24 protein-coding genes are annotated in these 25,812 nt (G+C 59.5%); 12 read left to right on the top strand and 12 right to left on the bottom strand.

The genetic code is table 11. The features are described from left to right. Positions 1 to 75 precede the first annotated feature (75 nt). On the bottom strand, positions 76 to 1,572 hold the full coding sequence (locus BJ928_RS01200) for a replicative DNA helicase (protein WP_047627191.1): 1,497 nt from the start codon (positions 1,570 to 1,572) through the stop codon (positions 76 to 78). 349 nt (positions 1,573 to 1,921) lie between these two features. On the opposite strand from BJ928_RS01200, the gene BJ928_RS01195 reads away from it, so the two are divergent. From BJ928_RS01195 to BJ928_RS01185, 3 genes are read left to right on the top strand one after another with little or no spacing between them, the layout of a single operon-like run. Beyond that, positions 1,922 to 2,365, top strand: a complete 444-nt coding sequence (locus tag BJ928_RS01195; RefSeq protein WP_047627190.1) for a MarR family transcriptional regulator — start codon at positions 1,922 to 1,924, stop codon at positions 2,363 to 2,365. Between the two features lie 8 nt (positions 2,366 to 2,373). Then, positions 2,374 to 4,020, top strand: a complete 1,647-nt coding sequence (locus BJ928_RS01190; RefSeq protein WP_047627189.1) for an MFS transporter — start codon at positions 2,374 to 2,376, stop codon at positions 4,018 to 4,020. Positions 4,021 to 4,037: 17 nt separating this feature from the next. Then, positions 4,038 to 5,105 carry an HlyD family secretion protein gene (locus tag BJ928_RS01185; protein WP_047627188.1) on the top strand — a complete coding sequence of 356 codons (1,068 nt, stop codon included), beginning with the start codon at positions 4,038 to 4,040 and terminating at the stop codon, positions 5,103 to 5,105. 94 nt (positions 5,106 to 5,199) lie between these two features. Here BJ928_RS01185 and rplI read toward each other — a convergent pair whose 3' ends face one another. The 4 genes from rplI to rpsF all read right to left on the bottom strand — a co-directional run bounded on the left by rplI (position 5,200) and on the right by rpsF (position 7,648). Next, positions 5,200 to 5,778 (bottom strand): 50S ribosomal protein L9, encoded by a 579-nt coding sequence (gene rplI, locus BJ928_RS01180; protein ID WP_047627187.1) that lies wholly within the window; start codon positions 5,776 to 5,778, stop codon positions 5,200 to 5,202. Positions 5,779 to 5,798: 20 nt separating this feature from the next. Further along, the gene (locus tag BJ928_RS01175; RefSeq protein ID WP_047627186.1) at positions 5,799 to 6,776 is read right to left on the bottom strand and encodes a DUF2232 domain-containing protein; all 978 of its coding nucleotides are present in this window, start codon (positions 6,774 to 6,776) and stop codon (positions 5,799 to 5,801) included. A 164-nt stretch (positions 6,777 to 6,940) separates the two neighbouring features. Next, a complete protein-coding gene (rpsR, locus tag BJ928_RS01170) occupies positions 6,941 to 7,189 on the bottom strand; it encodes a 30S ribosomal protein S18 (RefSeq protein ID WP_004122103.1) in 249 nt (82 codons plus the stop codon). A 12-nt stretch (positions 7,190 to 7,201) separates the two neighbouring features. Further along, positions 7,202 to 7,648, bottom strand: a complete 447-nt coding sequence (gene rpsF, locus BJ928_RS01165; protein ID WP_028753379.1) for a 30S ribosomal protein S6 — start codon at positions 7,646 to 7,648, stop codon at positions 7,202 to 7,204. A gap of 392 nt (positions 7,649 to 8,040) precedes the next feature. Here rpsF and BJ928_RS01160 point away from each other — a divergent pair, with 392 nt between their 5' ends. Then, a complete protein-coding gene (locus tag BJ928_RS01160; protein WP_047627185.1) occupies positions 8,041 to 8,787 on the top strand; it encodes a phosphoglycerate mutase family protein in 747 nt (248 codons plus the stop codon). A gap of 235 nt (positions 8,788 to 9,022) precedes the next feature. Continuing rightward, positions 9,023 to 10,132, top strand: a complete 1,110-nt coding sequence (locus BJ928_RS01155) for a hypothetical protein (RefSeq protein WP_183079347.1) — start codon at positions 9,023 to 9,025, stop codon at positions 10,130 to 10,132. A gap of 49 nt (positions 10,133 to 10,181) precedes the next feature. On the opposite strand, the gene BJ928_RS01150 is transcribed toward BJ928_RS01155, so the two are convergent. Beyond that, a complete protein-coding gene (locus tag BJ928_RS01150; protein WP_047627183.1) occupies positions 10,182 to 11,225 on the bottom strand; it encodes an aldo/keto reductase in 1,044 nt (347 codons plus the stop codon). Between the two features lie 195 nt (positions 11,226 to 11,420). Here BJ928_RS01150 and fabD point away from each other — a divergent pair, with 195 nt between their 5' ends. The 7 genes from fabD to gmk all read left to right on the top strand — a co-directional run bounded on the left by fabD (position 11,421) and on the right by gmk (position 18,118). Then, a complete protein-coding gene (gene fabD, locus BJ928_RS01145) occupies positions 11,421 to 12,365 on the top strand; it encodes an ACP S-malonyltransferase (protein ID WP_047627182.1) in 945 nt (314 codons plus the stop codon). 24 nt (positions 12,366 to 12,389) lie between these two features. Continuing rightward, positions 12,390 to 13,127: a 3-oxoacyl-[acyl-carrier-protein] reductase gene (gene fabG / locus BJ928_RS01140; protein ID WP_047627181.1), complete on the top strand. Its 738-nt coding sequence runs from the start codon at positions 12,390 to 12,392 to the stop codon at positions 13,125 to 13,127. 286 nt (positions 13,128 to 13,413) lie between these two features. After that, positions 13,414 to 13,650: an acyl carrier protein gene (locus BJ928_RS01135; protein WP_004122114.1), complete on the top strand. Its 237-nt coding sequence runs from the start codon at positions 13,414 to 13,416 to the stop codon at positions 13,648 to 13,650. Positions 13,651 to 13,764: 114 nt separating this feature from the next. Continuing rightward, positions 13,765 to 15,027 (top strand): beta-ketoacyl-ACP synthase II, encoded by a 1,263-nt coding sequence (gene fabF / locus BJ928_RS01130; RefSeq protein WP_047627180.1) that lies wholly within the window; start codon positions 13,765 to 13,767, stop codon positions 15,025 to 15,027. Between the two features lie 212 nt (positions 15,028 to 15,239). Then, positions 15,240 to 16,454: an endolytic transglycosylase MltG gene (mltG, locus tag BJ928_RS01125; protein ID WP_047627179.1), complete on the top strand. Its 1,215-nt coding sequence runs from the start codon at positions 15,240 to 15,242 to the stop codon at positions 16,452 to 16,454. A gap of 110 nt (positions 16,455 to 16,564) precedes the next feature. Then, positions 16,565 to 17,452, top strand: a complete 888-nt coding sequence (locus BJ928_RS01120; protein WP_047627178.1) for a YicC/YloC family endoribonuclease — start codon at positions 16,565 to 16,567, stop codon at positions 17,450 to 17,452. A 3-nt stretch (positions 17,453 to 17,455) separates the two neighbouring features. After that, positions 17,456 to 18,118, top strand: a complete 663-nt coding sequence (gene gmk / locus BJ928_RS01115) for a guanylate kinase (RefSeq protein WP_047627177.1) — start codon at positions 17,456 to 17,458, stop codon at positions 18,116 to 18,118. Positions 18,119 to 18,140: 22 nt separating this feature from the next. On the opposite strand, the gene rsmA is transcribed toward gmk, so the two are convergent. The 6 genes from rsmA to BJ928_RS01085 all read right to left on the bottom strand — a co-directional run bounded on the left by rsmA (position 18,141) and on the right by BJ928_RS01085 (position 25,808). Further along, a complete protein-coding gene (gene rsmA / locus BJ928_RS01110; protein WP_047627176.1) occupies positions 18,141 to 18,968 on the bottom strand; it encodes a 16S rRNA (adenine(1518)-N(6)/adenine(1519)-N(6))-dimethyltransferase RsmA in 828 nt (275 codons plus the stop codon). After that, positions 18,968 to 19,993, bottom strand: coding sequence for a 4-hydroxythreonine-4-phosphate dehydrogenase PdxA (pdxA, locus tag BJ928_RS01105; RefSeq protein ID WP_047628708.1), 1,026 nt, complete (start codon positions 19,991 to 19,993; stop codon positions 18,968 to 18,970). Before pdxA ends, rsmA begins: the two co-directional genes overlap by 1 nt. A gap of 6 nt (positions 19,994 to 19,999) precedes the next feature. Further along, positions 20,000 to 20,887, bottom strand: a complete 888-nt coding sequence (locus tag BJ928_RS01100; RefSeq protein WP_245432236.1) for a peptidylprolyl isomerase — start codon at positions 20,885 to 20,887, stop codon at positions 20,000 to 20,002. Between the two features lie 266 nt (positions 20,888 to 21,153). Next, entirely contained in the window at positions 21,154 to 23,547 is a 2,394-nt protein-coding gene (locus BJ928_RS01095; protein ID WP_047627174.1) for an LPS-assembly protein LptD, read from the bottom strand. Then, entirely contained in the window at positions 23,548 to 24,633 is a 1,086-nt protein-coding gene (gene lptG, locus BJ928_RS01090) for an LPS export ABC transporter permease LptG (RefSeq protein WP_047627173.1), read from the bottom strand. It abuts the gene before it with no gap. Further along, positions 24,630 to 25,808, bottom strand: coding sequence for an LptF/LptG family permease (locus BJ928_RS01085; RefSeq protein ID WP_047627172.1), 1,179 nt, complete (start codon positions 25,806 to 25,808; stop codon positions 24,630 to 24,632). The genes lptG and BJ928_RS01085 overlap by 4 nt, the downstream gene beginning before the upstream one ends. Positions 25,809 to 25,812 lie beyond the last annotated feature (4 nt).

Genomic DNA, 25,812 nt, shown 5'->3' with positions numbered 1-25,812 from the left:
GCTCCGGCCAGAATAATGGTCATTGATGAAAAGAAAAAGTGCCGCGGCGCACAGATGCGCCGCCAAGTTCCTGCCTCAGTGTTCCTCGTACTGAATGAATGAGGAATCGGCGAGGTCCGCAAAGCGCGTGAATTCCGACTGGAAGGCAAGTTTCACCGTGCCCGTCGGTCCGTGACGCTGCTTGGCGATGATGACGTCGGCCGTACCCTTCACACGCTCGAAAAGGGCTTCCCATTCCGCATATTTTGGATCGTTCGGATCGCGCGGCTCCTGGTTCTTGACGTAATATTCCTCGCGGAACACGAAGAGAACCACGTCGGCGTCCTGCTCGATCGAGCCGGATTCGCGAAGGTCGGAGAGCTGCGGCCGCTTGTCGTCGCGGCTTTCGACCGCACGCGACAGCTGCGAGAGCGCGATGATCGGAACATTCAGCTCCTTGCCGAGTGCCTTCAGGCCGGTGGTGATCTGGGTGATTTCCTGGACGCGGTTCTCGTTCGATTTCCCCGAGCCCGTCATCAGCTGAACGTAGTCGACCACCAGCACATCGAGGCCGCGCTGACGCTTCAGACGGCGCGCGCGCGCAGATAGCTGGGCGATCGAGATGCCGCCCGTCTGGTCGATGTAGAGCGGCACCTTCTGCATCATCATCGAGCAGGCCACGAGCTTTTCGAAGTCGGCGTCGTTGATGTCGCCGCGACGGATTTTCGACGAGGAGACTTCCGTCTGCTCGGAGATGATACGGGTGGCGAGCTGTTCGGACGACATTTCCAGCGAGTAGAAGCCGACGACGCCGCCGTTCTTCGCCTTGGTGGTGCCATCGGCCTGCACTTCGCCTTCGAAGGCTGCGGCGATGTTGTAGGCGATGTTGGTGGCAAGAGAGGTCTTGCCCATGCCGGGACGACCGGCAAGGACGATCAAGTCGGAGCGCTGCAGACCGCCCATCTTGCTGTCGAGCGTATGGATGCCCGTGGATATGCCGGAGAGGCCGCCATCGCGCTCCTTGGCGACGGCCGCCATGTCGATCGCAAGCGCCACGGCATCGTTGAACGACTGGAAGCCGCCGTCGTAGCGGCCGTTTTCGGCCAGTTCGAACAGCCGGCGCTCGGTATCCTCGATCTGCGTCTGCGGCGGCATGTCGAGCGGCGCGTCATAGGCGATGTTGACCATGTCCTCGCCGATGGTGATCAGTGCTCGACGCAGCGCCAGATCGTAGATGGCGCGGCCATAATCCTCCGAGTTGATGATCGACACGGCCTCGACGGCAAGACGCGCGAGATATTGTGCAACCGTCATGTCGCCGACCTTTTCGTCGGCCGGCAGGAAGTTCTTGATGGTGACCGGGTCGGCTCGCTTGCCCATGCGGATGATGTCGCCGGCGACCTCGAAGATCTTCCGGTGCAAATGCTCGTGGAAATGGATGGATTTCAGGAAGTCGGAAACGCGGTAGTAGGCATCATTGTTAACGAGGATGGCGCCAAGCAGGGCCTGCTCCGCCTCGATATTGCTGGGCGCTTCGCGATAATGCTGGTCGGCGGCAGCAATGGCGGTGAGCTTGCCCGGAACTTCGTTCATTTTCCATCTCTTCATACTTTAGGGTGTCGACTGGTTTGCGATGATCCGATGTCATGGTCAACCGCGCAAATGGGCGGGCACCCGGAGTGGAGCGAATAGGCCTGGCCTATCAACGTTTTTCCACTCGTCCACAGGGACAGATTTCCGCCACGTAAAAAATCTCTTGTGGCCACTTTGCAACGAAAAGATCGACACACGAATCACATATGCAAACCATTCGTGGGGAATATTTTAGCCGGGTCTTTCGCCGTGTACATCAATTGTTGCGGCTATCATGCTTGAAAAGCCGGGAAAATCCGGGTATTTCCTTTGAATTAGGGTAGGATGCTAATAGTATAAAGTTGTAATAATGCCAGGTGCGCCATCAAGACAAGAACTCTTCGACGACCTTTCTGCGTTCAATCGCAAGCTGAGGGCAACTTTTGATGCGCTCGTTCGCGAACACGGAATGACTCTCTCCCGCGCGAGGGTCTTTCGCAAGCTCTCCCGGCGGGACGGAATCAACCAGAGAGAGCTTGCCGACGAGCTGGAGCTGGAAACGCCGACGCTGGTGCGCATCCTCGATGCCATGGAGGCGCAGAACTTCATCGAGCGTCGCGCCGCCGTGTCGGATCGCCGTGCCAAGCAGATCTTCATGACGGAATCCGGAAAAGTGGTCGCCGCTGAGGTCGAGGCTCTTGCCACCGGTGTCCGCGCGGATATCTTGGAGGGGATTTCGGATGAGGATGTCGGGATGGCGCTAAAGGTGATCCGCGCCATGACCGCCAATCTTCAGAATGTGGGCAAATCATGAGGTAGCGCATGAGCGGCGAGCCAGGCTCGGTCCCCAAAGAGGAAGCCAACGCCGTTCCTGCCGCTCCACCGCCCGTGCCTGGCTGGAAAGTGCCGCTTTATATAGCGGCATCGGTAATGTTCTTTCTGACCCAGGGCCTGGGTCTCAATCTCGCCTTTGCCAATCTCACGCAGATTCAGGGCAGCATCGCCGCGACGACCACCGAATCCGTCTGGCTCTCGGCGGCCTACATGGCGCCGAATGTCAGCCTCGCCATCGCGCTGGTGAAGATCCGCCTGCAATATGGCGTACGTAATTTTGCCGAGGTCAGCATTCTCGGCTTCGTGCTTGCTTCGCTGCTCAATCTCTTCGTTTCCGACCTGCATTCGGCCATCGTCGTCCGTTTTCTCAGCGGCATTGCCGGCGCGCCGCTCTCGACGCTCGGCTTCCTCTATATGCTGGAGGCCTTCGAGCCCGCCAAGAAGCTGACGGTCGGCGTCAGCCTGGCCATGATGAACACGTTGCTTGCCGCTCCGATTACCCGGCTGGTATCGCCCTCGCTGCTGGATTATGGCGAATGGCGTGGCCTCTATACGCTCGAGATGGCGCTGGCGCTTCTGGTCATGCCAATCATCTACCTGCTGCCGCTGACGCCGCCGCCGCGCGTCAAGGTCATCGTTCTGGGTGACATCTTCAGCTATCTGCTGGTTGCGATCGGCTTCGGCTGTCTGGCGGTCGCCTTGTCGGTCGGGCGCCTCTATTGGTGGCTGGAGGTGCCATGGCTTGGCATTGTGCTGGCGGTCAGCATCGCATCCTTGACCCTTGCGATCGTCGTCGATCTGAGGAGATCGACACCGCTCATGGACGTTCGCTGGCTGCTGCGGCCGGAAATCCTCCATCTGACGGCGATCCTTCTGATTTTCCGCTTGATCGCGGCCGAGCAGACCTACGTCGTCATGACCTTTTATCAGAATGCGGTCGGCCTGCTCTACGACCAGCTGGCCATGCTCTATTGGATCATCCTGGCCTTTTCCGTCATCGGCGGGCTCATCTGCACGGTATTCATGAGCTATGGTTTCGGCTGGCAGATCCAGTTCGTGGCGCTGATCCTGATGGGCGTCGGCTGTCTGATGGATTCGCAGGTGACAAACCTGACGCGACCTGAGCAGATGTATCTCAGCCAGGCGCTGGTGGCAGCCGGCGCGGCTCTGTTCCTGCCGCCATCCATGTCGGAGGGTTTCAAGGCGGCGCTCGGCAAGGGGCCACCCTATCTGGTGACCTTCTTCGTCGTTTTCATGTTTACGCAGAGCATAGGCGGCCTCATCGGCTCGGCCTTCTATGGCACGCTCATCATCATCCGCGAAAAGTTTCACTCGGCCGTGCTGACCGAGCGCGTGCTGCTGACCGACCCGCATGTCGCCGAGCGTGTCAGCCAGCTTTCATCCTCCTATGGCAAGGTCATCGGTGACAGCGCGCTCCTGAAGGGAGAGGGGATGGCGCTGCTCGGCGCGCAGGTAAGCCGCGAGGCCAATATGCTTGCCTATGGCGACGCGTTCTTCGTCGCCGCCGTGATCGCCTTCCTTTCGCTTGCCGGCCTGATAGTCCATGTCTTGTTTCGCTTCGTCAGAGCTCGCCTGGCCGAGCATCAGGCGCAGGTCGTGACATCCAACCCATGAGGATATGAAATAGCTCCATGTCGAGGCTCGTTCGCTCCCCAATCGAAGTCATTGCGGTTCTTGCCGGCATAGGCGGCGTCATGCTGGTGCTCTATGCCTGGCATCTGCCGCCGTTCAAAACCTCGGTGGAAACCACCGACGACGCCTACGTCAAAGGTTACGTCACGACGATCAGCCCGCAGGTCAGCGGCTATATTACCGACGTACCGATCAAGGACTACAAGCTCGTCAAGGAAGGTGATGTGCTGGCCCAGATCGACGACCGCATCTACAAGCAGAAGGTGGCGCAGGCGAACGCCACGCTTGCCGGGCAGAAGGCGGCGCTCGCCAATTCGCAGCAGCAGGAGCAGGCCGCCAAGGCCGGCATCGCCTCCAGCCAGGCGCAGATCGACAGCGCCGATGCTGCGCTGAAGCGCGCCCAGCTTGCCGCCGATCGCGTCACGACACTGGTCTCGAGGGGCGTTTCGACGACAAGCGATTCCGAGCAGGCGCAGGCAACGCTGCAGCAGGCGCAGGCGTCAGTCAATCAGGCAAAGGCCGCTCTCGATGTCTCCCAGCAGAATCTGACGACGATCATCGTTAACCGCGCTTCGCTCGAAGCTGGCGTCAGCGGTGCGGAGGCTGCCGTGCAGCTTGCCGATATCGATCTGGACAATACGACGATCAGGGCACCGCAGGACGGCCGCGTCGGCGAAATCGGCGTACGCCTCGGCCAGTATGTGACTCCGGGCACGCAGCTGATGAACCTGGTCCCGAAGGACGTCTGGGTCATCGCCAATTTCAAGGAAACCCAGCTTGACGGCATGAAGCTCGATCAGCCCGCCACGATCTCCGTCGATGCGCTGGGACACCGCGAGATCAAGGGCCGTATCCAGCGCTTTTCTCCGGCGGCAGGCTCCGAATTTGCCGTCATCAAGCCCGACAATGCGACAGGGAATTTCACCAAGGTCGCCCAGCGCCTCGGCGTCAGGATCAAGGTCGAGGATGGGCAGCCGCTCGCCGATCAACTGGCGCCGGGCATGTCCGTTGTCGTTTCGATCGACAAGGATTCCGCTCCGCTTCCGGCCGTCAAGGACAGTGACTGACCGAGAAAGCCGCATTCCTCTTTCAGACGAACAAAATAGGCCTGGGTCGAAAGACCCAGGCCTATTCATTCTCAATTCTGCGAAAGCTTGAAGATCAAGCTTCGTCTTCGGCGTTGCCGTCAGCTTCCGGATCGAAGAAATCTTCCGGACGGAGCGCGTCTTCGTCAACGCCGTAGATGGCGTCAGCGGAGGTGAGGGTTTCGCCCTTGGACTGACGCTCGGCTTCTTCAGCGGAGCGGGCAACGTTGAGCTCGACCTTGATTTCGACTTCCGAGTGAAGCGCGATTGCAACGTCGTGCAGGCCGATGGCCTTGATCGGCGTGTTCAGGTGAACCTGGCTGCGGCCGATGGTGAAGCCTTCCGCGGCGAGGATTTCGACGACGTCACGGGCAGCGACCGAACCGTAGAGCTGGCCGGTTTCGCCTGCCGAGCGAACGACGATGAAGGACTTGCCGGCGAGGACGTCGGCGACCTTCTGGGCTTCGCTCTTGCGCTCGAGGTTGCGGGCTTCGAGCGTTGCGCGCTCGGATTCGAAACGGGCCTTGTTGGCGGCGTTGGCGCGCAGCGCCTTGCCGAGCGGCAGCAGGTAGTTACGGGCAAAGCCGTCGCGAACCTTGACGGTTTCGCCCATCTGGCCAAGCTTGGAGATGCGTTCGAGGAGAATGACTTCCATTTTCGTTGTTCCTTTCGATTTCAGAGTTTCGTGTCTTGTTTGGGTGTGTCGGCATTCTTGTTCGGGGTGAGCGATATCGCCTTGCGGGTATCGTAAAGGCCGAGAACGAGAATGACCAAGAGCGGCAGTGTCAGCAGGAAGGACATCAGGTAGCAGATGATCAGTGCCGGCAGGCGCCAATCCTTGCCGCGCGTCCGGTAGTGCAGCGATGCGAAACCGGAAACGATGAAGCCCGCGCCAAAGGCACCGACCACGGCGGCGGCGATGAGGGCCAGGACGCCGCCGAAGAAAATCACGACGATCGCCGCGAGAAAGATGAAGATCGCATTGCGGTTCATGCGCAGCGCCGAGGGAATGTCCTCGCGCGGGCGCAGATTGTGGCTCGAAGCCGCGACGATGCGGGTCGCCACATAATAGGCAGCCAGCAGCATCATGACCCAGATCATGCCCCAGGCGATCGGGATCATGTAGAGCATCAGCGACTTCGTCTTCGCGATCGCAACCGGATTGAGCTGAAGATCGGGTGACTGCTGGTTCACCGCGGTCATGTAGGCGTCGACGACTTGGCCCACCAGATCGGCACCATAGCCCATGACCGCACCGGCTACGATGATGACGAGGGCAGCGAGGCCGCACAGGTGCAGCATGATATCGGAGAGCGGATACCAGGCCATCAGATCGTCCGGTCCCCCGAGTTCGGAGGCCGGGCGCGCCAGATTGGCGATATGGCTGAGCCATGCCGGGATCAGCGTCAGCAGAACGACGAACAGCCCGAAATAGAACGATTGCGTGATCGTTCCGACGATGCCTGCGGCAATGACGGCGACAATGACCGCCATGTTGCCCCAGCCGAGGCCGACGATCAGGATGGGAAGTGCCGAGAGCGCGCCGAACAAAATGAACAGCAATGGCTGTATCGTCGCGCCGTACACGAGTAGGGCGGCGGTCAGACCGGCGAGCGCGCCGATGCCAAGCTCTTTTGCGTTCAACTTTTTCACGTCGCTGTCCTGCTTCGTATCGAGCAGTTAGAGGATGCTTCCAGCACTCGGGCCAGAAAGCCGTCCCCAACATGGGGTTTCAAGGTTCCGATCCGCGCCCATCGCGAAAGGGAGAAGGGAAGGCATTGCTGCCTTCCCCTGTATTCAGTCTGCGTCAGGCGCTATTAAGCGACGACGTAGGGCAGCAGGCCGAGGAAACGGGCGCGCTTGATCGCCTGGGCGAGTTCGCGCTGCTTCTTCTGGGAAACGGCCGTGATGCGGGAAGGAACGATCTTGCCGCGCTCGGAAATGTAGCGCTGCAGGAGGCGAACGTCCTTGTAGTCGATACGCGGCGCATTGGCGCCCGAGAACGGGCAGGTCTTGCGGCGGCGATGGAACGGACGACGGACCGGTGCGGAGGAAACTTCAGACATACTCAAATCTCCTTATACGCGGTCTTCGCGCGGACGGCGCGGACGATCTTCGCGGTCACCACGATCCGGGCGCGGACCACGATCGCCGAAGCTGCGCTCCGGACGGTCGCCGTCACGACGCGGACGGTCGTCACGGTCGCGCTTCTGCATCATGGCAGACGGGCCTTCTTCGTGCTTTTCAACAGCGATCGTCATGTAACGCAGGACGTCTTCGCTGATGCGCATCTGGCGTTCCATTTCCTGGATCGCAGCGGCCGGAGCATCGATGTCCATCAGGGCGTAGTGAGCCTTGCGGTTCTTCTTGATGCGGTAGGTGAGGGACTTGAGGCCCCAGTTTTCGATACGCCCGACTTTACCGCCGTTAGCTTCGATAACACCCTTGTACTGTTCTACGAGGGCGTCGACCTGCTGTGCGGAAATATCCTGTCGGGCAAGGAATACATGTTCGTAAAGAGCCATGGATAGCTTTGCCTTTCTTGCGTTGGTCTGAACCCGATATTCGGCGGCTAAGCCTCAACGACTGCTCCTGATAGGGATAAACCCAGGCAAGAAAAGCGTTTCCGAGACGGTCGAGAGCGGAGACACGGGAGGCTGGAACGCTTCCGTTCCGAACGATTCCCCTCTCGGAAAACCGGCCCTCCGTTCAGCCACCAGCCAGAAGACCGGGTTGCGAACAGGGCGGCTTATACGGATTTTTCTCGGAAAGGCAAGGGTTGGGGCGAAATTATGCGGTTTTGCCTGCGAACGGCGTCGATGCCCGGGCTAAATTGCGAGCGCCCGCCAGCAGCAGCGTTGCACCCGCCACGCTCTCCAATATGATGAGTAGCGAATGGCGGCAATAGGGATGGCTCATGCGTATTTTTCTCGTTCGGCACGGCGAATCCCTCGGCAATATCGACGACCGCGCTTACCGACAGTTCGGCGATCACAATGTTCCGCTGACCGAATGGGGATATCGGCAGGTGCTGACGGCGGGGCAGGCGATATCAGCGTATCTGAAGGAGCTGCCATCAGCCGAACTGCGCAGGCTGAGCGTCTGGTACTCGCCATTCCTCAGGACGCGGCAGAGCAAGGATGCCCTGCTCGAAATTCTGCCCCCTGAACTGATCGAGGATGTCCGGGAGGATTATCTGCTGCGCGAGCAGGATTTCGGCCTTTTTACCGAAATCTACGATCATGCCGAGCAGAAGCGGAAATTCCCCGACGAATTCGAGAAATGGGCAAGGCTGCGCAACAATAACGGTAAGTTCTACGCGCGTCCGCCGGACGGCGAAAGCCGCGCCGATGTCGCCCAGCGCGTCCGCCTGTTCCTGCAGACCGTTATGCACGATGCCGAAAGCGGCAGAAACAATGTCATTATCGTCGGCCACGGCGTCACCAACCGCGCCTTCGAGATGAACTTCCTGCATCACCCGGTCGATTGGTTCGAACGCTCGGACAATCCGGGGAATGCCGATGTCACCTTGATCGAGGGAAGCAGTCCGGAAGGCTACCGCTCGATCCTGCTGCACAAGTCCACGGACCGGGTGAAGGGACAGGACGAGTTGCGCGAGGCTCATGCTTCCGAATTGGCGATCGCGCCGAAGGCGGAGCTGTAGATCGCTTGCGGCGGTCTGGGTTTCCCTCGCAGCTTTATAAGTCTGTTCCCGCCTATCCCACGGGGCCTGACCTTTTGAACATGCGCTGCGATCATGACTTGTGAAGCGACTGGACCTGTGGAATTCATGGCTTGGCTGACATGGGGGTTGGGCTGTGGGGATACGGAGTAAAGGTTTTGCTTTGGGGGTCGTTGCTTTGGGCTTTGCCCTTCTCGGTCAGGATGCTACGGCAAAATTGAGCTACGACGTTCGAGCCGCGGATGAGGGAATTACTTATATCACGGTGAGCGGCAGCTTCGAAGCCGACGACGATTTGAGCCTATTTCGTGACAAGGCAGTTTCCAGCCATGCTATTTTCGTCGGCTTCGACAGCGGCGGCGGAAATGTATCCAAGGCATTGGAACTCGGCCGGCTGATTAGATCCCTGGGGCTCAGCACCCTCGCTGTACGAAGCGCCGAATGTTCCTCGGCTTGTTCCTTGTCATTTCTCGGTGGAGTAGGCCGTTTTGCCGAACCGGGCTCGATCGGCGTTCACAAATCTTCGTTCAGCGATACAAAAGGAATGGACGTCGAGGCTGCTGTTGCAGCCGTTCAGCGGCAGACCGCCGACGTGATTACCTATATGAACGAGATGGGCGTCGATCCAGGCCTGCTGCAACTCACGCTCAGATACGACAGCAACGATATGCGCTATCTGTCCTCGAGTGAAATGACAGAGTTTCGGGTAACGACTATGTCATACCAGGAGGTTCTGGAATTGGAGGCAAAGTCACCGTCCAGGAAGGCTCCGGCGGCGAATGCTGAAGCGCGCAAGGAAGCACAGCCACTAAGCGAGGATTCGCCGCTTCTGCAAATTCCAATTCCAAGAAACGGCATTGTTCAAGACGACACAGGGGCGGCCCCGCTAAAGACTAGCCGGAACATGAGCGCGAAGACGATTGCCACTTTTCCGAATGGGAGCGAGCTGACGATCGGGAAGAGCATCGGCGACTGGTATCGTGTGTCGATCGGCAAAAAGTCCGGCTATATGCGTCAGACGTCGGTGTGGGTGCGCGAGTTCGAAGAAAATCGCTTTGGCAAACAATATATCCAGATACTTGTCGATCCGTCGTTGAAGACAGCTATACAGTTGGCCAAGGGGGCAAATCCTCCCATGGCGGTCCATTTGACCGTGCAGGGGCGGTATGCTCTTACCGTTAAAGACGCCTACGACAAAAATATCGCTCCGCTGGTATATCAGCACCTTATAGGGAGTAAAAAAATCCCCCTCGGTGCCACTATCACCCACGGCAATAATTACGTCTGCGAAATCTGCTGCGGCGTTTCCGCCGCAACAGCCGAATAAGCGGGCAAACGTGCCCGCTTATTCGCTTTGAAACCTACCGGCAGGCTCCTCACATCGGCATCGGATATTTCCGATGCACCTGCTCGATCTCGGCCAAAGCCTCTGCCGGCAGCGTCACATAAGCGGCAGCCACATCGGTCTCCAGCTGCGCCATCGTCGTCGCACCGATGATGACGGAGGCCATGAATGGCTTGGTGAGGCAGTAGGCGAGCGCCAGTTTCGAGGGATCGATGCCGTATTTGGCGGCGATCTCCAGATAGGCCTTTACCGGCGGTTCCTGCAACGGCTGCAGGCGGCCGCCGATGTCTTGGTTGATCGAGCCGCGCGAGCCGGCCGGGCGGGCGCCGTCAACATATTTGCCGCTGAGGATGCCGCCGGCGAGCGGCGAATAGGCGAGCAGACCGACATCTTCGTGATGCGAAAGCTCGGCCAAATCGAGGTCGAAATGCCGATAGAGCAGGTTGTACTCGTTCTGCGTGGTGGCGACGCGCGGCAGGCCCTTCTGTTCGGCAATCGTCAGATATTTCTGGATACCCCAGGTGGTCTCGTTCGATAGGCCGATGGCGCGGATCTTGCCGGCCTTCACCAGTTCGCCCATCGTCTCCAGGATCTCGGTGATGTCGGCCACAGCCTTCTCGCGATCCTGGTTGAACGGGTTGTAGCGCCAGTTCTGGCGGAAGTGGAAATGGCCGCGCGTCGGCCAATGCACCTGATAGAGATCGATGTAGTCGGTCTTCAACCGCTTCAGGCTGGCGTCGATCGCGGCATTGATATTGGCGGCATCCGGGCCTTGTCCGCCGCGCAGATATTCGCGGCCCGGGCCAGCGACCTTGGTGGCGAGCACGACATCCCCGCGCTTGCCGGTTTTCTCGAACCAGGTGCCAATATACTCCTCCGTGCGGCCTTGGGTCTCCGGTCCCACTGGCGTCGTTGGATACATTTCGGCCGTGTCGAAGAAATTAATGCCTTTATTGACTGCATAGTCCATCTGCTCGTGAGCTTCGGCTTCGCTGTTCTGCGTGCCCCAGGTCATCGTGCCCAGGCAAATCTCAGAAACGGAAATATCGGTGCGGCCTAAATTCTTATATTTCATGGGAAAACCTTGGGGGATGGGAGAAAGCCAAAATGAATGAGGTCGCGCAAACTTAGGCCCGATCTGAGCAAGCGCAAGAAAAAAATCATTGCGCTTCGCAGACGCAAAAGCCTGTGGCGACAGGGCCTGCGCTATTGACTCCGGCGCAAACAATGTCATTGGGAAGCAAAACGACCCCCAAAAGGACGCTTTATAATGACTGTTGCTTTCACATTTCCCGGCCAGGGCAGCCAAGCCGTCGGCATGGGCAAGGACCTTGCCGACAATTTCGCCGAGGCGCGCGCCGTCTTCGAGGAAGTCGATGAAGCGCTCGGTGAAAAGCTCTCCGACATCATCTTCAACGGCCCGGAAGAGACATTGACCCTGACGGCCAACGCACAGCCGGCGCTGATGGCCGTGTCAATGGCCGTCATCCGCGTGCTGCAGGCGCGTGGCCTCGATCTGAAGAGCAAGGTCGCCTATGTCGCCGGCCACTCGCTCGGCGAATATTCCGCGCTCTGTGCCGCCGGCACTTTCTCGCTGGCCGACACGGCGCGCCTCCTGCGCATCCGTGGCAACGCCATGCAGGCGGCAGTGCCCGTCGGCGTCGGCGCCATGGCTGCGATCATCGGGCTCGAGCACGCCGATGTCATCGCGGTCTGCGAAGAAGCGTCCGCGCTGGGCGCCTGCCAGATCGCCAACGACAATGGCGGCGGCCAGATCGTCATCTCCGGCGAGAAGGCCCCGGTCGAAAGGGCGGCGGAGCTTGCGACGGCCAAAGGCGCCAAGCGCGCCATCCTGTTGCCGGTCTCCGCTCCGTTCCATTCCTCGCTGATGGCGCCTGCCGCAGATGCCATGCGCGAGGCGCTTGCCGGCGTCGCCAAGGCCAATCCGGTTGTGCCTGTCATTGCCAACGTCAAGGCTGCTCCGGTCACGGATGCGGACGAAATCGCCAGATTGCTGGTCGAGCAGGTCACCGGTCAGGTGCGCTGGCGCGAGACGGTGGAATGGTTTGCCGCCAACAATGTGACAACATTATATGAAATTGGCGCCGGCAAGGTGTTGACGGGCCTGGCTCGCCGCATCGACAAGTCGGTCAATGGCGTCGCCGTCAACAATGCTGCCGATATCGATACGGCGCTCGGTGCATTGCTCGGCTGATAGATTAAGGAACGAGGGACAAACATGCTTGATTTGACCGGCCGCAAGGCCCTGGTAACCGGCGCATCCGGCGGCATCGGCGAAGAAATTGCCCGGCTCCTGCACAAGCAGGGCGCCATCGTCGGCCTGCACGGCACGCGCGTCGAAAAGCTCGAGACGCTGGCGTCCGAGCTCGGCGATCGCGTCAAGATCTTCCCGGCCAATCTGTCGGACCGCGATGAAGTCAAGGCGCTCGGCGCCAAGGCGGAAGAGGAACTCGGCGGTGTCGATATTCTCGTCAACAATGCGGGTATCACCAAGGACGGTCTGTTCGTTCGCATGAGCGACGAGGACTGGGATGCGGTTCTCGAAGTCAATCTGACGGCGGTCTTCCGCCTGACGCGGGAACTCACCCATCCGATGATGCGCCGCCGCTACGGCCGCATCATCAACATCACCTCCGTCGTCGGCGTGACGGGCAATCCGGGCCAGGCCAACTACTGTGCCTCCAAGGCCGGTATGATCGGCTTCACGAAGTCGCTGGCGCAGGAAATCGCGACCCGCAACGTCACGGTCAACTGCGTTGCTCCGGGCTTCATCGAAAGCGCGATGACGGGCAAGCTGAACGACAAGCAGAAGGAAGCCATCATGGGAGCCATCCCCATGAAGCGCATGGGTACGGGGCAGGAAGTCGCTTCCGCGGTTGCCTATCTCGCCTCTTCGGAAGCCAGCTACGTCACGGGTCAGACGATCCATGTCAACGGCGGTATGGCGATGATCTAAAGGAATTGCTGTTGGGGGGAACTTTCCCGCCAATAGCATGTTGAGCAACCCGGAGCCGGCTATTTTCTGGCTTTGCGACGGACTTAAACCGTGTTAAGCGGGCCATGACTGTGAACAGTCGTCCGGAAAATTCAGGCGGACTGGGCCACATTCAAGGCGCTGGACCGGATCTCAATGCCGGGTTGAACGGGTTTGCCAGCGGCGTCGGAGCAGATGCTGCAGGTTTGAATTAGGGTAGGGATGTCACAAGGCATTCTGATCAGGACATAAAGTCGAGGAAACCGACATGAGCGATATCGCAGAACGCGTAAAGAAAATTGTTGTTGATCATCTTGGCGTTGACGCCGACAAGGTTGTTGAGAGCGCAAGCTTTATCGACGATCTGGGCGCGGACTCGCTCGACACCGTCGAACTGGTCATGGCCTTCGAAGAAGAATTCGGCGTTGAAATCCCGGACGACGCTGCTGACTCGATCCTGACGGTCGGCGACGCGGTAAAGTTCATTGAGAAGGCTCAGGCCTAATCTTCTGCGCTTTTTGACGGGGCGGGCTCACGAGTCCGCCCTATTTCGTCCGGTAAGGCCGGGCGAGGTGTTTTTATACGCATATCATCATAAAAAGACGGGGGTCTGCGGGCGATGAGACGTGTCGTTATCACGGGTACCGGCATGGTATCACCTTTGGGCTGTGGCACGGAGGTGTCCTGGACGCGTTTGCTCGCTGGGCATAATGGCGCACGCCGCGTGACGGAATTCGAGGTCGAGGATCTCCCGGCTAAGATTGCCTGCCGCATTCCTGTTGGCGACGGCAGCGACGGCACCTTCAATGCCGACGATTGGATGGAGCCGAAAGAGCAGCGCAAGGTCGATCCCTTCATCATCTACGGCATGGCGGCTGCCGACATGGCGCTGGCCGATGCACATTGGCACCCCGAAACGGACGAGGATCAGATCGCGACCGGCGTCATGATCGGCTCGGGCATCGGCGGACTAGAAGGCATCGTCGAAGCCGGCTACACGCTGCGTGACAAGGGTCCGCGCCGCATTTCACCTTTCTTCATCCCCGGCCGTCTGATCAATCTCGTATCCGGTCAAGTTTCGATCCGCCACAAGCTACGCGGCCCGAACCACGCGGTCGTCACCGCGTGCTCGACGGGTGCGCACGCCATCGGCGACGCGGCTCGCCTGATCATGCTCGGCGATGCCGACGTCATGGTGGCCGGCGGCGCCGAAGCGCCTGTCTGCCGTATCTCGCTTGCCGGTTTTGCCGCTTGCAAGGCGCTGTCGACGGACTTCAACGATACGCCGCTGAAGGCCTCGCGGCCCTATGATCGCGATCGCGATGGTTTCGTCATGGGCGAGGGTGCCGGTGTGGTCGTTCTCGAGGAACTGGAACATGCCAAGGCGCGCGGCGCCAAGATCTACGCCGAAGTCGTGGGCTACGGCCTCTCGGGCGATGCCCATCACATCACCGCTCCGTCCGAGGACGGCGAAGGCGCATTCCGCTGCATGACCTCGGCTTTGAAGCGTGCCGGCCTGACCTCGGCCGATATCGATTATATCAACGCCCACGGTACATCGACCATGGCCGACACGATCGAGCTTGGCGCTGTCGAGCGGCTGGTCGGAGATGCCGCGTCGAAGATTTCCATGTCGTCCACCAAGTCGGCGACCGGCCATCTTCTCGGGGCCGCCGGCGCCATCGAGGCGATCTTCGCCACGCTCGCCATTCGAGACAATATTGCCCCGCCGACCCTCAACCTGGACAATCCGGAGCGCGAGACCGCCATCGATCTCGTTCCGCACAAGGCCCGCAAGCGCGAAATCAATGTGGCGCTGTCGAACTCCTTCGGCTTCGGCGGTACGAATGCGTCGCTTGTCCTGCGTCGCTATGAGGCTTAATAACAACGCGTAACTGTTGGGGCGGGGTGCCTTTCGGCAATCCCGCCCGCATCCTTGATTGTTGCTGCACCTTCGTCTTTCTCGGGAATGCGGTGTGGAAACGCCTGATCAGTCGAAGTCGGAGCTTAGAGTTCCGCCTTGTCTTCTGAACCTGCTTTTTGCCGCATTGCTTGGCCAAAGAGCAGGCAATCATAAAAGGGAAGGGATTGCCGGTGAGCGATACGAACCAGAACAACGGAACTCCGAACGGGCAGAAAGGGCCGATTATCCCGAAATCAGCCAATGAAGCCTTGCGTCCGGAGCGTGTTCCGGACCCGCCGAAGCGTTCGCGCAAAGCCCGCAGCCAAATGGTCATCTTCCTGAATTTCCTGATGACGCTGGCGGTGTTTGTCGCCGTTGCGGCTGTCGGTGGCGCCTATTATGCGTTTTCGATCTACCAGGGGCAGGGTCCGCTGACGACCAACACCAATTTCATCGTGCGCAACGGTGCCGGTCTCAGCGAGATCGCCAATCGCCTCGAAACCAATAACATCATCACCGATCAGCGCATTTTCCGCTGGCTGACCGCGACCTATCTGCATGACGGGGAAACGCTTCGCGCCGGCGAATACGAGATCAAGGCCGGCGCCTCCATGAAGGACATCATGGAACTGCTGAAGTCCGGCAAGTCGATCCTTTATTCTGTCACGCTGCCGGAGGGGCTGACCGTGCGGCAGATGTTCAACAAGCTGCAGGCCGATCCCGTGCTGGAAGGCGACCTGCCTTCGGCCCTGCCGCCGGAAGGCAGCCTGAGGCCGGACACCTATAAGTTCACGCGCGGCACCAAGCGCACCGAGATCGTTCAGCAGATGGCGGCAGCGCAGACGAAGCTGGTCGAGCAGATCTGGGACAAGCGTGACTCGAGCGTGCAGCTGGCCAACAAGCAGGATTTCATCACGCTGGCCTCGATCGTCGAGAAGGAAACGGGCCTTGCCGACGAGCGTGCCCATGTCGCCTCCGTCTTCCTGAACCGCCTCGGCAAGGGTATGCGCCTGCAGTCCGATCCGACGGTCATCTATGGGCTTTTCGGTGGCGAAGGAAAGCCGTCCGATCGTCCGATCTATCAGTCCGATCTGAAGAAGGACACGCCGTATAACACCTATCTCATCAAGGGCTTGCCGCCGACGCCGATCGCAAATCCGGGCAAGGATGCGCTTGAGGCCGTCGCCAACCCCTGGAAGACGCAGGACCTTTATTTTGTGGCTGACGGCACCGGTGGGCATGTCTTCGCAGCGACGCTGGACGAGCACAATGCCAATGTCAGACGCTGGCGCAAGCTGGTCGCCGAAAAGGGCGAAGATCCAAGCGCCATTGCCGTGGACGGTCAGCCCGACGACGCAGCCGTAGCTCCCGGCTCAGGCGCGCAACAGAAGAAGAAGACCAACTGATCCTGACCGCGTCGTGGCATACTTCGGGAGCCCGGCGCGGATTCTCTTTACATTGATCCATAATCCGAGGATTTTCGTCGGACTGGGGATAGGAATTATCGGAGGCTTGCATGGCATTGCAGTCCATGACCGGTTTCGCCCGGCGTGAGGGAACGAGTGGTCGTGGCCGCTGGGCATGGGAGCTGCGCTCGGTAAACGGCAAGGGGCTGGACATCCGCCTACGCCTGCCGCCGGGCCTCGAGCGCCTCGAGGCAGATGTCCGCAAGTCGATCGCGGATCGTCTCTCACGCGGCAACCTGCAGGTCAGTCTGTCGCTGTCAGTCGAAGAAAGCCGCGTCGAGGTGGTCGTGAATCAGGATGCGCTGGCGGCCGTCCTGGCATTGCGCGATCAGTTGGCTGGTATTGTCGATCCCGCCCCGTTGAAGCTGGAAAGCCTGATGGCCGTGCGCGGTCTCGTGGAGTTCAGGGAGGCCGAGGAAGACGAAGCGGCGGTTGCCGCCCGTGATGCCGATATCATGGCCGGTCTTGAGGCGGCACTCGGCGATCTCCGCGATATGCGCAGTCGAGAAGGTGACGCGCTCGGCAAGGTGCTGCTCGGGCAGGTCGCAACCATCGAGGGGCTGACATCAACTGTCGAGCGCGACCCTTCCCGTTCGCCGCAGGAAATTGCTGCAAGGCTGGCGACGCAGGTATCGATGCTCCTGGGCGGCTCATCAGGTCTTGATCGCGACCGATTACATGCCGAAGCCGCTCTGCTCGCCACCAAGGCCGATCTGCGCGAGGAGATCGATCGCCTGAAGGCACACGTGGCGGCTGCGCGCGATCTCATCTCCAAGGGTGGCCCTGTCGGTCGCAAGCTCGATTTTCTTGCACAGGAATTTAACCGGGAGTCGAATACTATCTGTTCGAAGTCGAATGCCGCGGCCGTGACCGCCGCCGGCATAGAGCTGAAGGTAGTCATCGACCAGTTCCGCGAACAGGTCCAGAATTTGGAGTAGGCCATGAAGCCGGCGACATCCACATCCATTCCGATCGCCCGCCGGGGGCTGATGCTTGCCATCTCCTCTCCGTCAGGCGCGGGCAAGTCCACGATCGCGCGCACGCTGCTCGATAAGGACAAGCAGGTGAGCCTCTCCGTCAGCGTCACGACCCGGCAGCGCCGGCCGAGCGAAATCGAAGGCGTGCACTATCATTTCGTCTCGCAGCGCGAATTCGAGCGCCTTCGCGATTCCGACTCCTTGCTCGAATGGGCTGAGGTACACGGCAATTTCTACGGCACGCCGCGCGAGCCCGTTGAGACGGCGATGGCGGAAGGGCGCGACATGCTGTTCGACATCGACTGGCAGGGCGCTCAGCAGCTGCAGGAGAAGATGCCGGCCGATGTCGTTTCCATCTTCGTGCTGCCGCCGACCATGACCGAGCTTCAGTCACGGCTGCATCGCCGTGCAGAAGATTCAGAAGAGGTCATCGCAATGCGTCTCGCCAATTCAAGGGCCGAGATCGCTCACTGGCGCGAATATGACTATGTCATCGTCAACGACGACCTGAATGTCGCCTTCGACGCCGTCCAGTCGATCGTCAAGGCCGAACGCCTGCGCCGCGATCGGCGGCACGGCATGTTCGATTTCGTCCGGGACTTGCTGGAAGAGACGCCGCAACTCTGAGCTTACAAACGGGGCTCAGAGCTTATAGGCAGTTTGCCAATCGGCAGAACTCTTCCACCGAAAGCGTTTCGGCGCGGCGCTGTGGATCGATATCCGCCTTCAGCAAAAGCGCCTCGCCGCCAATCGGCTTCAGGCTCTGCCTCAGCATCTTGCGGCGCTGGCCGAAGGCGGCCTGAGTCACCTTCTCCAGCTTGTCGACGGCACAGGGGATGGGGTTTTCATTCGGTATCAAATGCACCACCGTCGACGTCACTTTTGGTGGCGGCGTGAAGGCCTGCGGGGATATGTCGAAGGCCATGTGAGCTTCGGTCCGCCAGCCACAGAGCACGCCGAGACGGCCGTAATGATCGTCATCCTCCTGCGCCACGATCCGCTGGCCGACTTCCTTCTGGAACATCAGCGTCAGGGACTGCCAGAAGGGCGGCCAGTGTGCCGGCAGCAGCCAGTTCACCAGAAGCTGTGTCCCGACGTTATAGGGCAGGTTGGCGATGATCTTGACCGGCCCTTGCGGGGCAAGTGACGCGAAATCCGTCTTCAGTGCATCGCCCTCAATCACCTCAAGCCGGCCGGGATAGTGGTCGGCGATTTCCGCCAGCGCAGGCAGGCAGCGCGCATCGCGCTCGACGGCGATGACCTTGGCTGCGCCAAGCGCCAGGATGGCGCGCGTGAGGCCGCCCGGTCCGGGCCCGACTTCGAAGACGGTGACGCCCTCGAGCGATCCGGCTGTGCGTGCAACCTTCTGGGTGAGGTTGAGGTCGAGAAGAAAATTCTGGCCGAGCGCCTTGCGCGCATCAAGCCCATGACGCTGGATCACATCGCGAAGGGGCGGCAAGCCGTCAAGAGCGGGCATCAGCGATCGCTTCCGATCTTGCCGCTGATTTCGCTTGCCAGCCTGAGGGCGGCCACGAGGCTGTCTTCCTTCGCAATGCCTTTGCCGGCGATGCCGAACGCCGTCCCGTGATCGGGTGAGGTGCGTACAAAGGGTAAGCCGAGCGTGACATTGACGGAATCGTCGAAGCCGAGCGCCTTGGCCGGGATCAGGGCCTGATCGTGGTACATGCAGATGGCGACATCGTAACGGCGGCGGGCTTCCTCATGGAACATGGTGTCGGCAGGCAGAGGGCCGAACGCGTCGATCCCCTCGCTGCGAAGCGTATCGATCGCAGGCCGGACGATCTCGTCGTCCTCCTTGCCGAGCGCGCCATTCTCCCCGGCATGCGGGTTGAGACCGGCAACCGCGAGGCGCGGCTTGGAAATGCCGAAGCGGTTCCGCAGGTCATGATCGGTGATCCGGCAAGTCTCGGCGATCAGATCGGAGGTCAAAGCCTCGGGCACGTCTTTCAGTGGGATATGGATAGTGACCGGGATGGCGCGGAGCTTCGGACCAGCGAGAAGCATGACCGGCATGACCGGCTTACCCGTCGCGCGCATCGCAAGATCCGCCAGGAATTCCGTATGGCCGGGAAAGCCGAAGCCTGCATCGTAGAGCACCGATTTTGCGATCGGATTCGTGACGACGGCGGATGTCTGGCCGCCCATGCTGAGGGAAACGGCCATTTCGATGGCGGCAATCGTGCCCTTGGCGGTCGCCACATGCGGTTTGCCGGCAACGACATCCATTCCCGCTTCGATCTGCAGGATCGGTAACGCGTCAGGAAAAATATCGCAGGCATTTGCCGGGTCGGCGATTGCGAGCGGTACGGCCAGGTCAAGCTCGGAAGCCCGTGCCTTGAGCACTGCGGCATTGCCAAGAAAGAGGAAGGGCGGAAGATCCAGCTCGCCGCGGCGAAGCCAGGCGGCGAGCGTGATGTCGGGACCTATGCCGGCCGGGTCCCCCTGCGTAAGAGCAAGGGGGAGGGAAACGCGCGATGGCATCGTCAATCAGCGATAGACGATCTGCGCCTTGGAGCGCAGTTCATCCATGTATTTCTTATCGTTGGCACTGACGCCGTCCGGCGTGGTCTTGCCGAGATCCTCGGCACGGAATACGGCAGCCGCAGCAACGTCGTCGTTCACCTGACGCTGCGAGCAAATGGCGATATATTCGACGCCGCGATCGGTGACGACCGGAGTGGTCGTATTGCCGGAAGCCTTCTCCAGCAGCGGCTTCCACATTTCCGGAACTTCGGGCGCAAGCACGCGGCCGAGATCCTGAACAGAGACGTCACGCATGGTCGCCGCAAAGACCTTTGCTTGATCGCAGCCGGGGAACTTGGCCCGCGAGGCCTCGGCTTCCGCCTTGCGCGCATTCAGGATCGCGTTCCTCTTTGCCGTCGGGACGACGAAGACGATCTGCTTCAGGAAGTATTCCGTCGTGACCGGCTTGGTCTTGTTCTCCGTCATACGCGTCACGAGATCGTCGTTCGACATCCGGCTTCTGGCGCCGAAGCGCGCATTGACGATGCGCGGCCAGCTCATGGAAACGGCGATATAGGACTTGAAGTGGTCGACGGTGACGCCGGTCTTGTCGAGAATCTGACCTAGCTGTGCCGGCGTCATCTTGTTGCTGGCGGCGAAACGGGCAAAAGCGGCATCGACATCCGTCGTCGAAACGGACATGCGCAGGCGGGAGATTTCCGCGCGCTTCAGGGTTTCATCGACAAGCTGATCCTTGGCGAGCTTGTTCAGATCGCCTTTCTGACGCTGCAACTTGAGGAAGGCGACGCGCTTTGCAATGTCGCCGGATGTGATCACCTGGCTATTGACGAGGACCTTCACTTCGCTTGCTGCGAAAGCAACGTCGCTGCTCGGCACGGCGAAACTTGCCATAACCAAAGCTGCTGCTCCGAATAGCAGAGCGCGCATCGGTGTCTTTCCAGAAAACATCAACTACCCCTTCCCAAAGGTATTTCCTGCCAGCATTGCGCCGTATTGGCATGTCTGTCGCGCAATACGGCAACTTTGCGCCACATGTCTACATCAAGCGCGATGAATTGCAAAATCCTTGCGGCGAAACAATGACGTCGGCCATGGCAAACCTGCATCGACGCAAAAGAGCCGGCGGTGAAGCCGGCTCCGTGCAGTTTCGATTTCTATCAGAACGTTGCGTCCTGGCCGTTGCCAAGGTTGACGTCGCCGAGTGTGCGGAAGGTGATGCGAGCGCCGACCGACCAACTGCTTGCCGAATTGTCGAATGTATCTTTCTTGTCGAGGAAGGACACGGTGAAGATCGTGCATTCGTCCTCGTAGGAAAGCCCAACGCCCTGGCGAGTCACTTGATTGTTGTTGAGATCGTAGCTGACCGTACCGAAGACCGACCAGTATTCCTTGAACTTGACCTGCGCACGCGACTGGATTTCGTCCTGGTTGGACGTGAAGCCGTATTGCGGCTGGGCGGCAATATGGGTGTAGATCAAGGACGTTTGGAAGACATCGTTAGAGAAGCCCACGGATGTATCGCCGCGCTTGAAATCGAAATTCTTCTCGTCGAAGCGATAGGATGTCGATAGCGAGATCCCTTGCGGAGTCGTCAGACCGAACATGGTAACATAGTCGGAACGGGTCGTTTCAAGCCCCGAATCCGAACCGACGCCGGCCAGGTCGGTCGTCGCGAAGGAGTTCCGTCCAGCGAGCTGGTAGGATTGACCGAAAATGTGCTGCAGCTTGTAACCATTGTCGAAGCTGCCGGTGTAGCGCCATCCCACATTCGCTCGCGTGCCGCCTTCGATGCGGTCGAAGCCGGAGAACTTGTCACGATCGAACAGGGTGGTCGCATCGAAAACCAGGCTCTGAGCGTCCTCGTTCGGCAAGCGTCCGCCAAGCTGCTCGTCCGGTCTCACATAGATCTGTGCTATCGGCTCGAACACATGCGTGCTGTTGCTTGTCGTGATGAGGAAAGGATACTTGGCTTCCAGACCGAGCGTGGCCATGCCGCGCGTGGCATAGTCACTGTTGTCGTAGTTGCCGGAGTAGGTGCCGGCCGCGGGCCCATTCATGTCCAGGCCATAGACGTCACCACGAAGTGCCGCCAACGGTGTCAGCACCAGGCCTTGATCCGTGGTGAAGGTCCGTTGCCACTGCAGCTCGCTGCTCAGACGCGTATAATCGCCGGAAAGACCGAGATAACGGTCGTTCAGATTGGGATTGCCAAGATCATTCGTCGCGTCGAGCACGGATGTCCTGTCACGCGACAGATGCGTGAAATTCATCGTTGCCGACAGTTCGCCGCCATAGACCGATTTCGGATCGACATAATGATAGTCGATGCTCGGATAGACATATGCCTGCTGCTTCTGCGCGGTAGCACTATTGTCCGTGTCCTGCACGTTATAGTAGAACGCACGCATATCGAAGAAATTGCGATTTCCGATACCGGTCAGATAGGCTTGGTTTGTGTGGGTACTCTGGTTCAACCCGTTCAAGCCATAGGTGCGCGAGAAGTTGTTGTCACTCTGCGCCATGACGTCCCAGCCGAAGGTCCAGCGAGGATTGATCCTGAAATCCGCCTTGGAGTTGATCATGCCGCGAGTTTTGTGTTCGGCATCGGTCGTACCAGCCGTGAAGGAATCCGGACTCATCTGATTGATGCCGGCGACACGCAGAACATGCGTACCGTTTTCAAAGCGCTGGCGGAATTCACCCTGAAGCAACAGGCCTTGGTTTGTATAGCCGGTTGCGGTGACCGTCGCATCCATGCTCGGCGAAATGACGTAATAGTAAGGAACTGTTACACCGACGCCAAGATTCTGAGAAACGCTCATCGACGGGAACAGAAAGCCCGACTTGCGCTTGACCGTGTTGTCGGGAACCGTAATCCACGGCACATAGGCGATCGGCAGCCCGAACAACTCGAAACGAGCGTGCTCGAGGCGAATAGTGTGAGTCACGCCGTTCTGGACGACACGCTGGGCCTTGACCTGCCACAGCGGCGCGCGGCCCTGTTCGGAACAGGCCATACAAGCCGTATAGACGCCCTTCGTCAGAATCATCTGCGTGCCGCCGACCCGCTCGCCCTTTTCGGCGACCATACGGGTATTGTCGGGCATTTCGATGCGCAGGGCATTCACGAAGCCGTCAGAGAAGCTGTCGGTGACGTCCATTTTGTCACCGTACATGCGATTACCGTCAGGGGTGATCAGCTCGACATTGCCGAGAGCCGTCATCCGCCCGGACTTCTGGTTGTATTCGACCTTCTGGGCGACCATCCTGTAGCCGCCATAGTTGATCTGGACCGCACCGCTTGCGGTGACGATCTGCGTATCCTTGTTGTAGACCAGTTCGTTGGACGACAGGACTAGCTTTGCACCTTCCGGCACCTTCACCTTGATAGGGGAGGCGGCAGTGCCGGCGCTGCCATTGTTATTGCTGGCATTATTAGTGTTCGCCTGGGCGTAAACGACGACCGGGCTCATAATATATGCACACGCGGCCGTGCCCGTAACGAGGGCAGCCACAAACCTACTGATACTCTTGCGGTTGCCTGCCGCCACTTAGCCGTCCTCCTGATGAAGCAGGATCGTTGCCCCGAATGCCAATGCGACGATCACGGGTATCCATGTCGCCACATAGGGAGGAACCACTCCGCTGCTCCCGAATGCCTTTACAAGCACGGTGACAACATAAAGCACGAAGCCGGAGAGGATTCCACCCAGAATCACAGAGCGCGATTGATTGAATCTGCTGAACTTTAGGGACACAGTTGCTGCGATTAGTGTCATCGCCACAAGAAGGAATGGTTGTGACAGAAGCGAATGAAACTGTGTCTCAAGTGCGTTGGTCGATATGCCGAAGTCGCGCGCGACCTTTATTCGATTAGAAAGATCATAAAAAGCAATGGTTTCCGGTTGAGCCAAACGTTGCGAGACGAAATCTTGTTTCAGATTCGTACGGACTTGTACCGAACTCTTATGGTCAGGAATTTCTCCCGGCCGCCGTTCGACGACATTGTTAAGAAGCCAGTAACCATCTTCCAACTTTGCCGAGTCGGCATCCTGTCGCAGGACGATATTTCCCTGTGAATCGAAGTGGATAAACACGACACCCGTCAGCGTCGTTCCATTGTTCAGAATGGCTTTGGCACCGATGATCGTATCGTCATTTCCGTTCGACTGGCGTAGCCACGGAATCGAAAGTGTGTTGCGGTAGGACGGGTCGCCGCGCAGGTCGGCCTCGAGCGCTTCGGCGTGTCGCTGGCCCGATGCCGCTATCGGATTGAGCGCAAGCATGGTCAGCAGCCCGACGCAGAATGCACCCATCAGGAAGGGCATCATGAACTGCCAGACGGAGATGCCGGCGGCGCGTGCGATGACCAGCTCGCGGCGTCGATTTAGGGCTATCAGTACCGTCATGCCTACGAAGAGCGCGATGAACGGCACCGTCTGTTGCAGGATGAACGGCAGCCTGACCGCCGTCATCAGCAGGCCGATGGAGACGGTATAACCGGGCAGGCCCGCAAGCCGCCCCGCGGTTTCACTGAAATCGACGAGGTAGACGATCGAGATGACGCCGAGGAAGAACCAGAACGTCGTCACGATGTAGCGCACGAAGAAATAACGCCCGAGCGTACCGAAAATCATGCGCCGCCCCCGTTCGACCCGCCCGGCGCGGTCGGCATGCGGTCCTGAACTCTTTGACGCCAGTTGCTGAGGCGGTTGCGGAGTGAGACGGGCATCGTCATCTTTCGGCTTCGCAACAGCAGCGCGATCGCGATGACTGCCGCGGTGATGTTGATCCCGTAGAGAACGCCGATGAATCTGCCTGAATTGTCGATCTGGTTGGCAGCGTAGAAATCCGCCCAGCGCAGAGCAAAGGATAAGGTCAGCGCTGATACCATCGGATGCAGCCGTGCTTCGCGATGAGATCGCGCATCACCCGCGATGACAAGCGATATGAGAGCAAAGATCGCGGGCAGTGCCCAGTCGTTGAGACGACGGTGCAACTCGGCCCGGTAATCGCCAGGTCTTTGCTTGTAGTCCGGATCGTTTGTATCCGGATTGAACAGGAAGCCGAGGCTGCGATCGCTGGCGCGCGCATTTGGCTGGCCGCGGCTCTGTGTCATGTCGGACAGGTCGAAGGAGTAAGAATCGAACTTGATGACCGAGACGGTGCCATCAGGCGTCTTGCGATGAACCTCGCCGTCCTTCATCAGCAGCGACGTGCCGCTCGGATCGACGGCGCCTTCCTTCGCATAATAGATGAGATCGAAGGCCGGATCGCGGGAATCGACCACGAACAGTCCCTTGAGGATTCGACCCGACATGCGCTGTGAGATCTGGACATAGAGCCCGTCTTCGATACGTCGGAAGTTCTTCTCTTCGATCACCGTCGAAAGAAGGTCGGCATAGGCCTCGGCCACCATCTGGCGAGCGGCGACGCGCGCCCTGGGCTCGACCACATTGTCCACAAAGAAGGAGAATGCGCTGATCGCGATGGCAAGAATCATGATCGGGCGGATAATGATGCTGCGCTTGGCGCCGGCGGCCTCCATCACGGTCAGCTCGGAATCGCTGTTCATCGCGGTCAGGGTCTGCGTGATGCCGATAACGAGCGCAAAGGGCAGAACGATCGGAATGATCGTCGGAAGAATGAGCGTCGCGAGCTTCGCGAACGAGCCCATCGACTGGCCGCTATCCGTCACGAGATTGATGCGCTGCAGGACCTGTGTGGTCCAGATAATGGCGAGCACTGGCAGCAGGGCTACCAGGAACATCATACCGACACGCCGTACGATATATGTTTCGAATAACTTCATGCCG

Origin of the sequence: Rhizobium sp. WW_1 (genome assembly GCF_003610155.1) — a bacterium.
Taxonomy (GTDB): Bacteria; Pseudomonadota; Alphaproteobacteria; order Rhizobiales; family Rhizobiaceae; genus Rhizobium; species Rhizobium tropici_A.
This window is presented reverse-complemented; position numbering and strand designations above follow the sequence as displayed.

Bases quoted from the DNA above. Each gene is read 5' to 3' on its own strand.
- BJ928_RS01135 (WP_004122114.1), top strand. From the start codon at position 13,414: ATGAGCGATATCGCAGAACGCGTAAAGAAAATTGTTGTTGATCATCTT.
- BJ928_RS01120 (WP_047627178.1), top strand. From the start codon at position 16,565: ATGGCATTGCAGTCCATGACCGGTTTCGCCCGGCGTGAGGGAACGAGT.
- rsmA (WP_047627176.1), bottom strand. From the start codon at position 18,968: ATGCCCGCTCTTGACGGCTTGCCGCCCCTTCGCGATGTGATCCAGCGT.
- BJ928_RS01150 (WP_047627183.1), bottom strand. From the start codon at position 11,225: ATGAAATATAAGAATTTAGGCCGCACCGATATTTCCGTTTCTGAGATT.
- gmk (WP_047627177.1), top strand. From the start codon at position 17,456: ATGAAGCCGGCGACATCCACATCCATTCCGATCGCCCGCCGGGGGCTG.
- BJ928_RS01100 (WP_245432236.1), bottom strand. From the start codon at position 20,887: ATGGCAAGTTTCGCCGTGCCGAGCAGCGACGTTGCTTTCGCAGCAAGC.
- BJ928_RS01190 (WP_047627189.1), top strand. From the start codon at position 2,374: ATGAGCGGCGAGCCAGGCTCGGTCCCCAAAGAGGAAGCCAACGCCGTT.
- rpsR (WP_004122103.1), bottom strand. From the start codon at position 7,189: ATGTCTGAAGTTTCCTCCGCACCGGTCCGTCGTCCGTTCCATCGCCGC.
- BJ928_RS01200 (WP_047627191.1), bottom strand. From the start codon at position 1,572: ATGAACGAAGTTCCGGGCAAGCTCACCGCCATTGCTGCCGCCGACCAG.
- fabG (WP_047627181.1), top strand. From the start codon at position 12,390: ATGCTTGATTTGACCGGCCGCAAGGCCCTGGTAACCGGCGCATCCGGC.
- fabD (WP_047627182.1), top strand. From the start codon at position 11,421: ATGACTGTTGCTTTCACATTTCCCGGCCAGGGCAGCCAAGCCGTCGGC.
- rplI (WP_047627187.1), bottom strand. From the start codon at position 5,778: ATGGAAGTCATTCTCCTCGAACGCATCTCCAAGCTTGGCCAGATGGGC.
- pdxA (WP_047628708.1), bottom strand. From the start codon at position 19,993: ATGCCATCGCGCGTTTCCCTCCCCCTTGCTCTTACGCAGGGGGACCCG.
- BJ928_RS01185 (WP_047627188.1), top strand. From the start codon at position 4,038: ATGTCGAGGCTCGTTCGCTCCCCAATCGAAGTCATTGCGGTTCTTGCC.
- BJ928_RS01195 (WP_047627190.1), top strand. From the start codon at position 1,922: ATGCCAGGTGCGCCATCAAGACAAGAACTCTTCGACGACCTTTCTGCG.
- BJ928_RS01085 (WP_047627172.1), bottom strand. From the start codon at position 25,808: ATGAAGTTATTCGAAACATATATCGTACGGCGTGTCGGTATGATGTTC.
- BJ928_RS01160 (WP_047627185.1), top strand. From the start codon at position 8,041: ATGCGTATTTTTCTCGTTCGGCACGGCGAATCCCTCGGCAATATCGAC.
- lptG (WP_047627173.1), bottom strand. From the start codon at position 24,633: ATGATTTTCGGTACGCTCGGGCGTTATTTCTTCGTGCGCTACATCGTG.
- rpsF (WP_028753379.1), bottom strand. From the start codon at position 7,648: ATGGCTCTTTACGAACATGTATTCCTTGCCCGACAGGATATTTCCGCA.
- fabF (WP_047627180.1), top strand. From the start codon at position 13,765: ATGAGACGTGTCGTTATCACGGGTACCGGCATGGTATCACCTTTGGGC.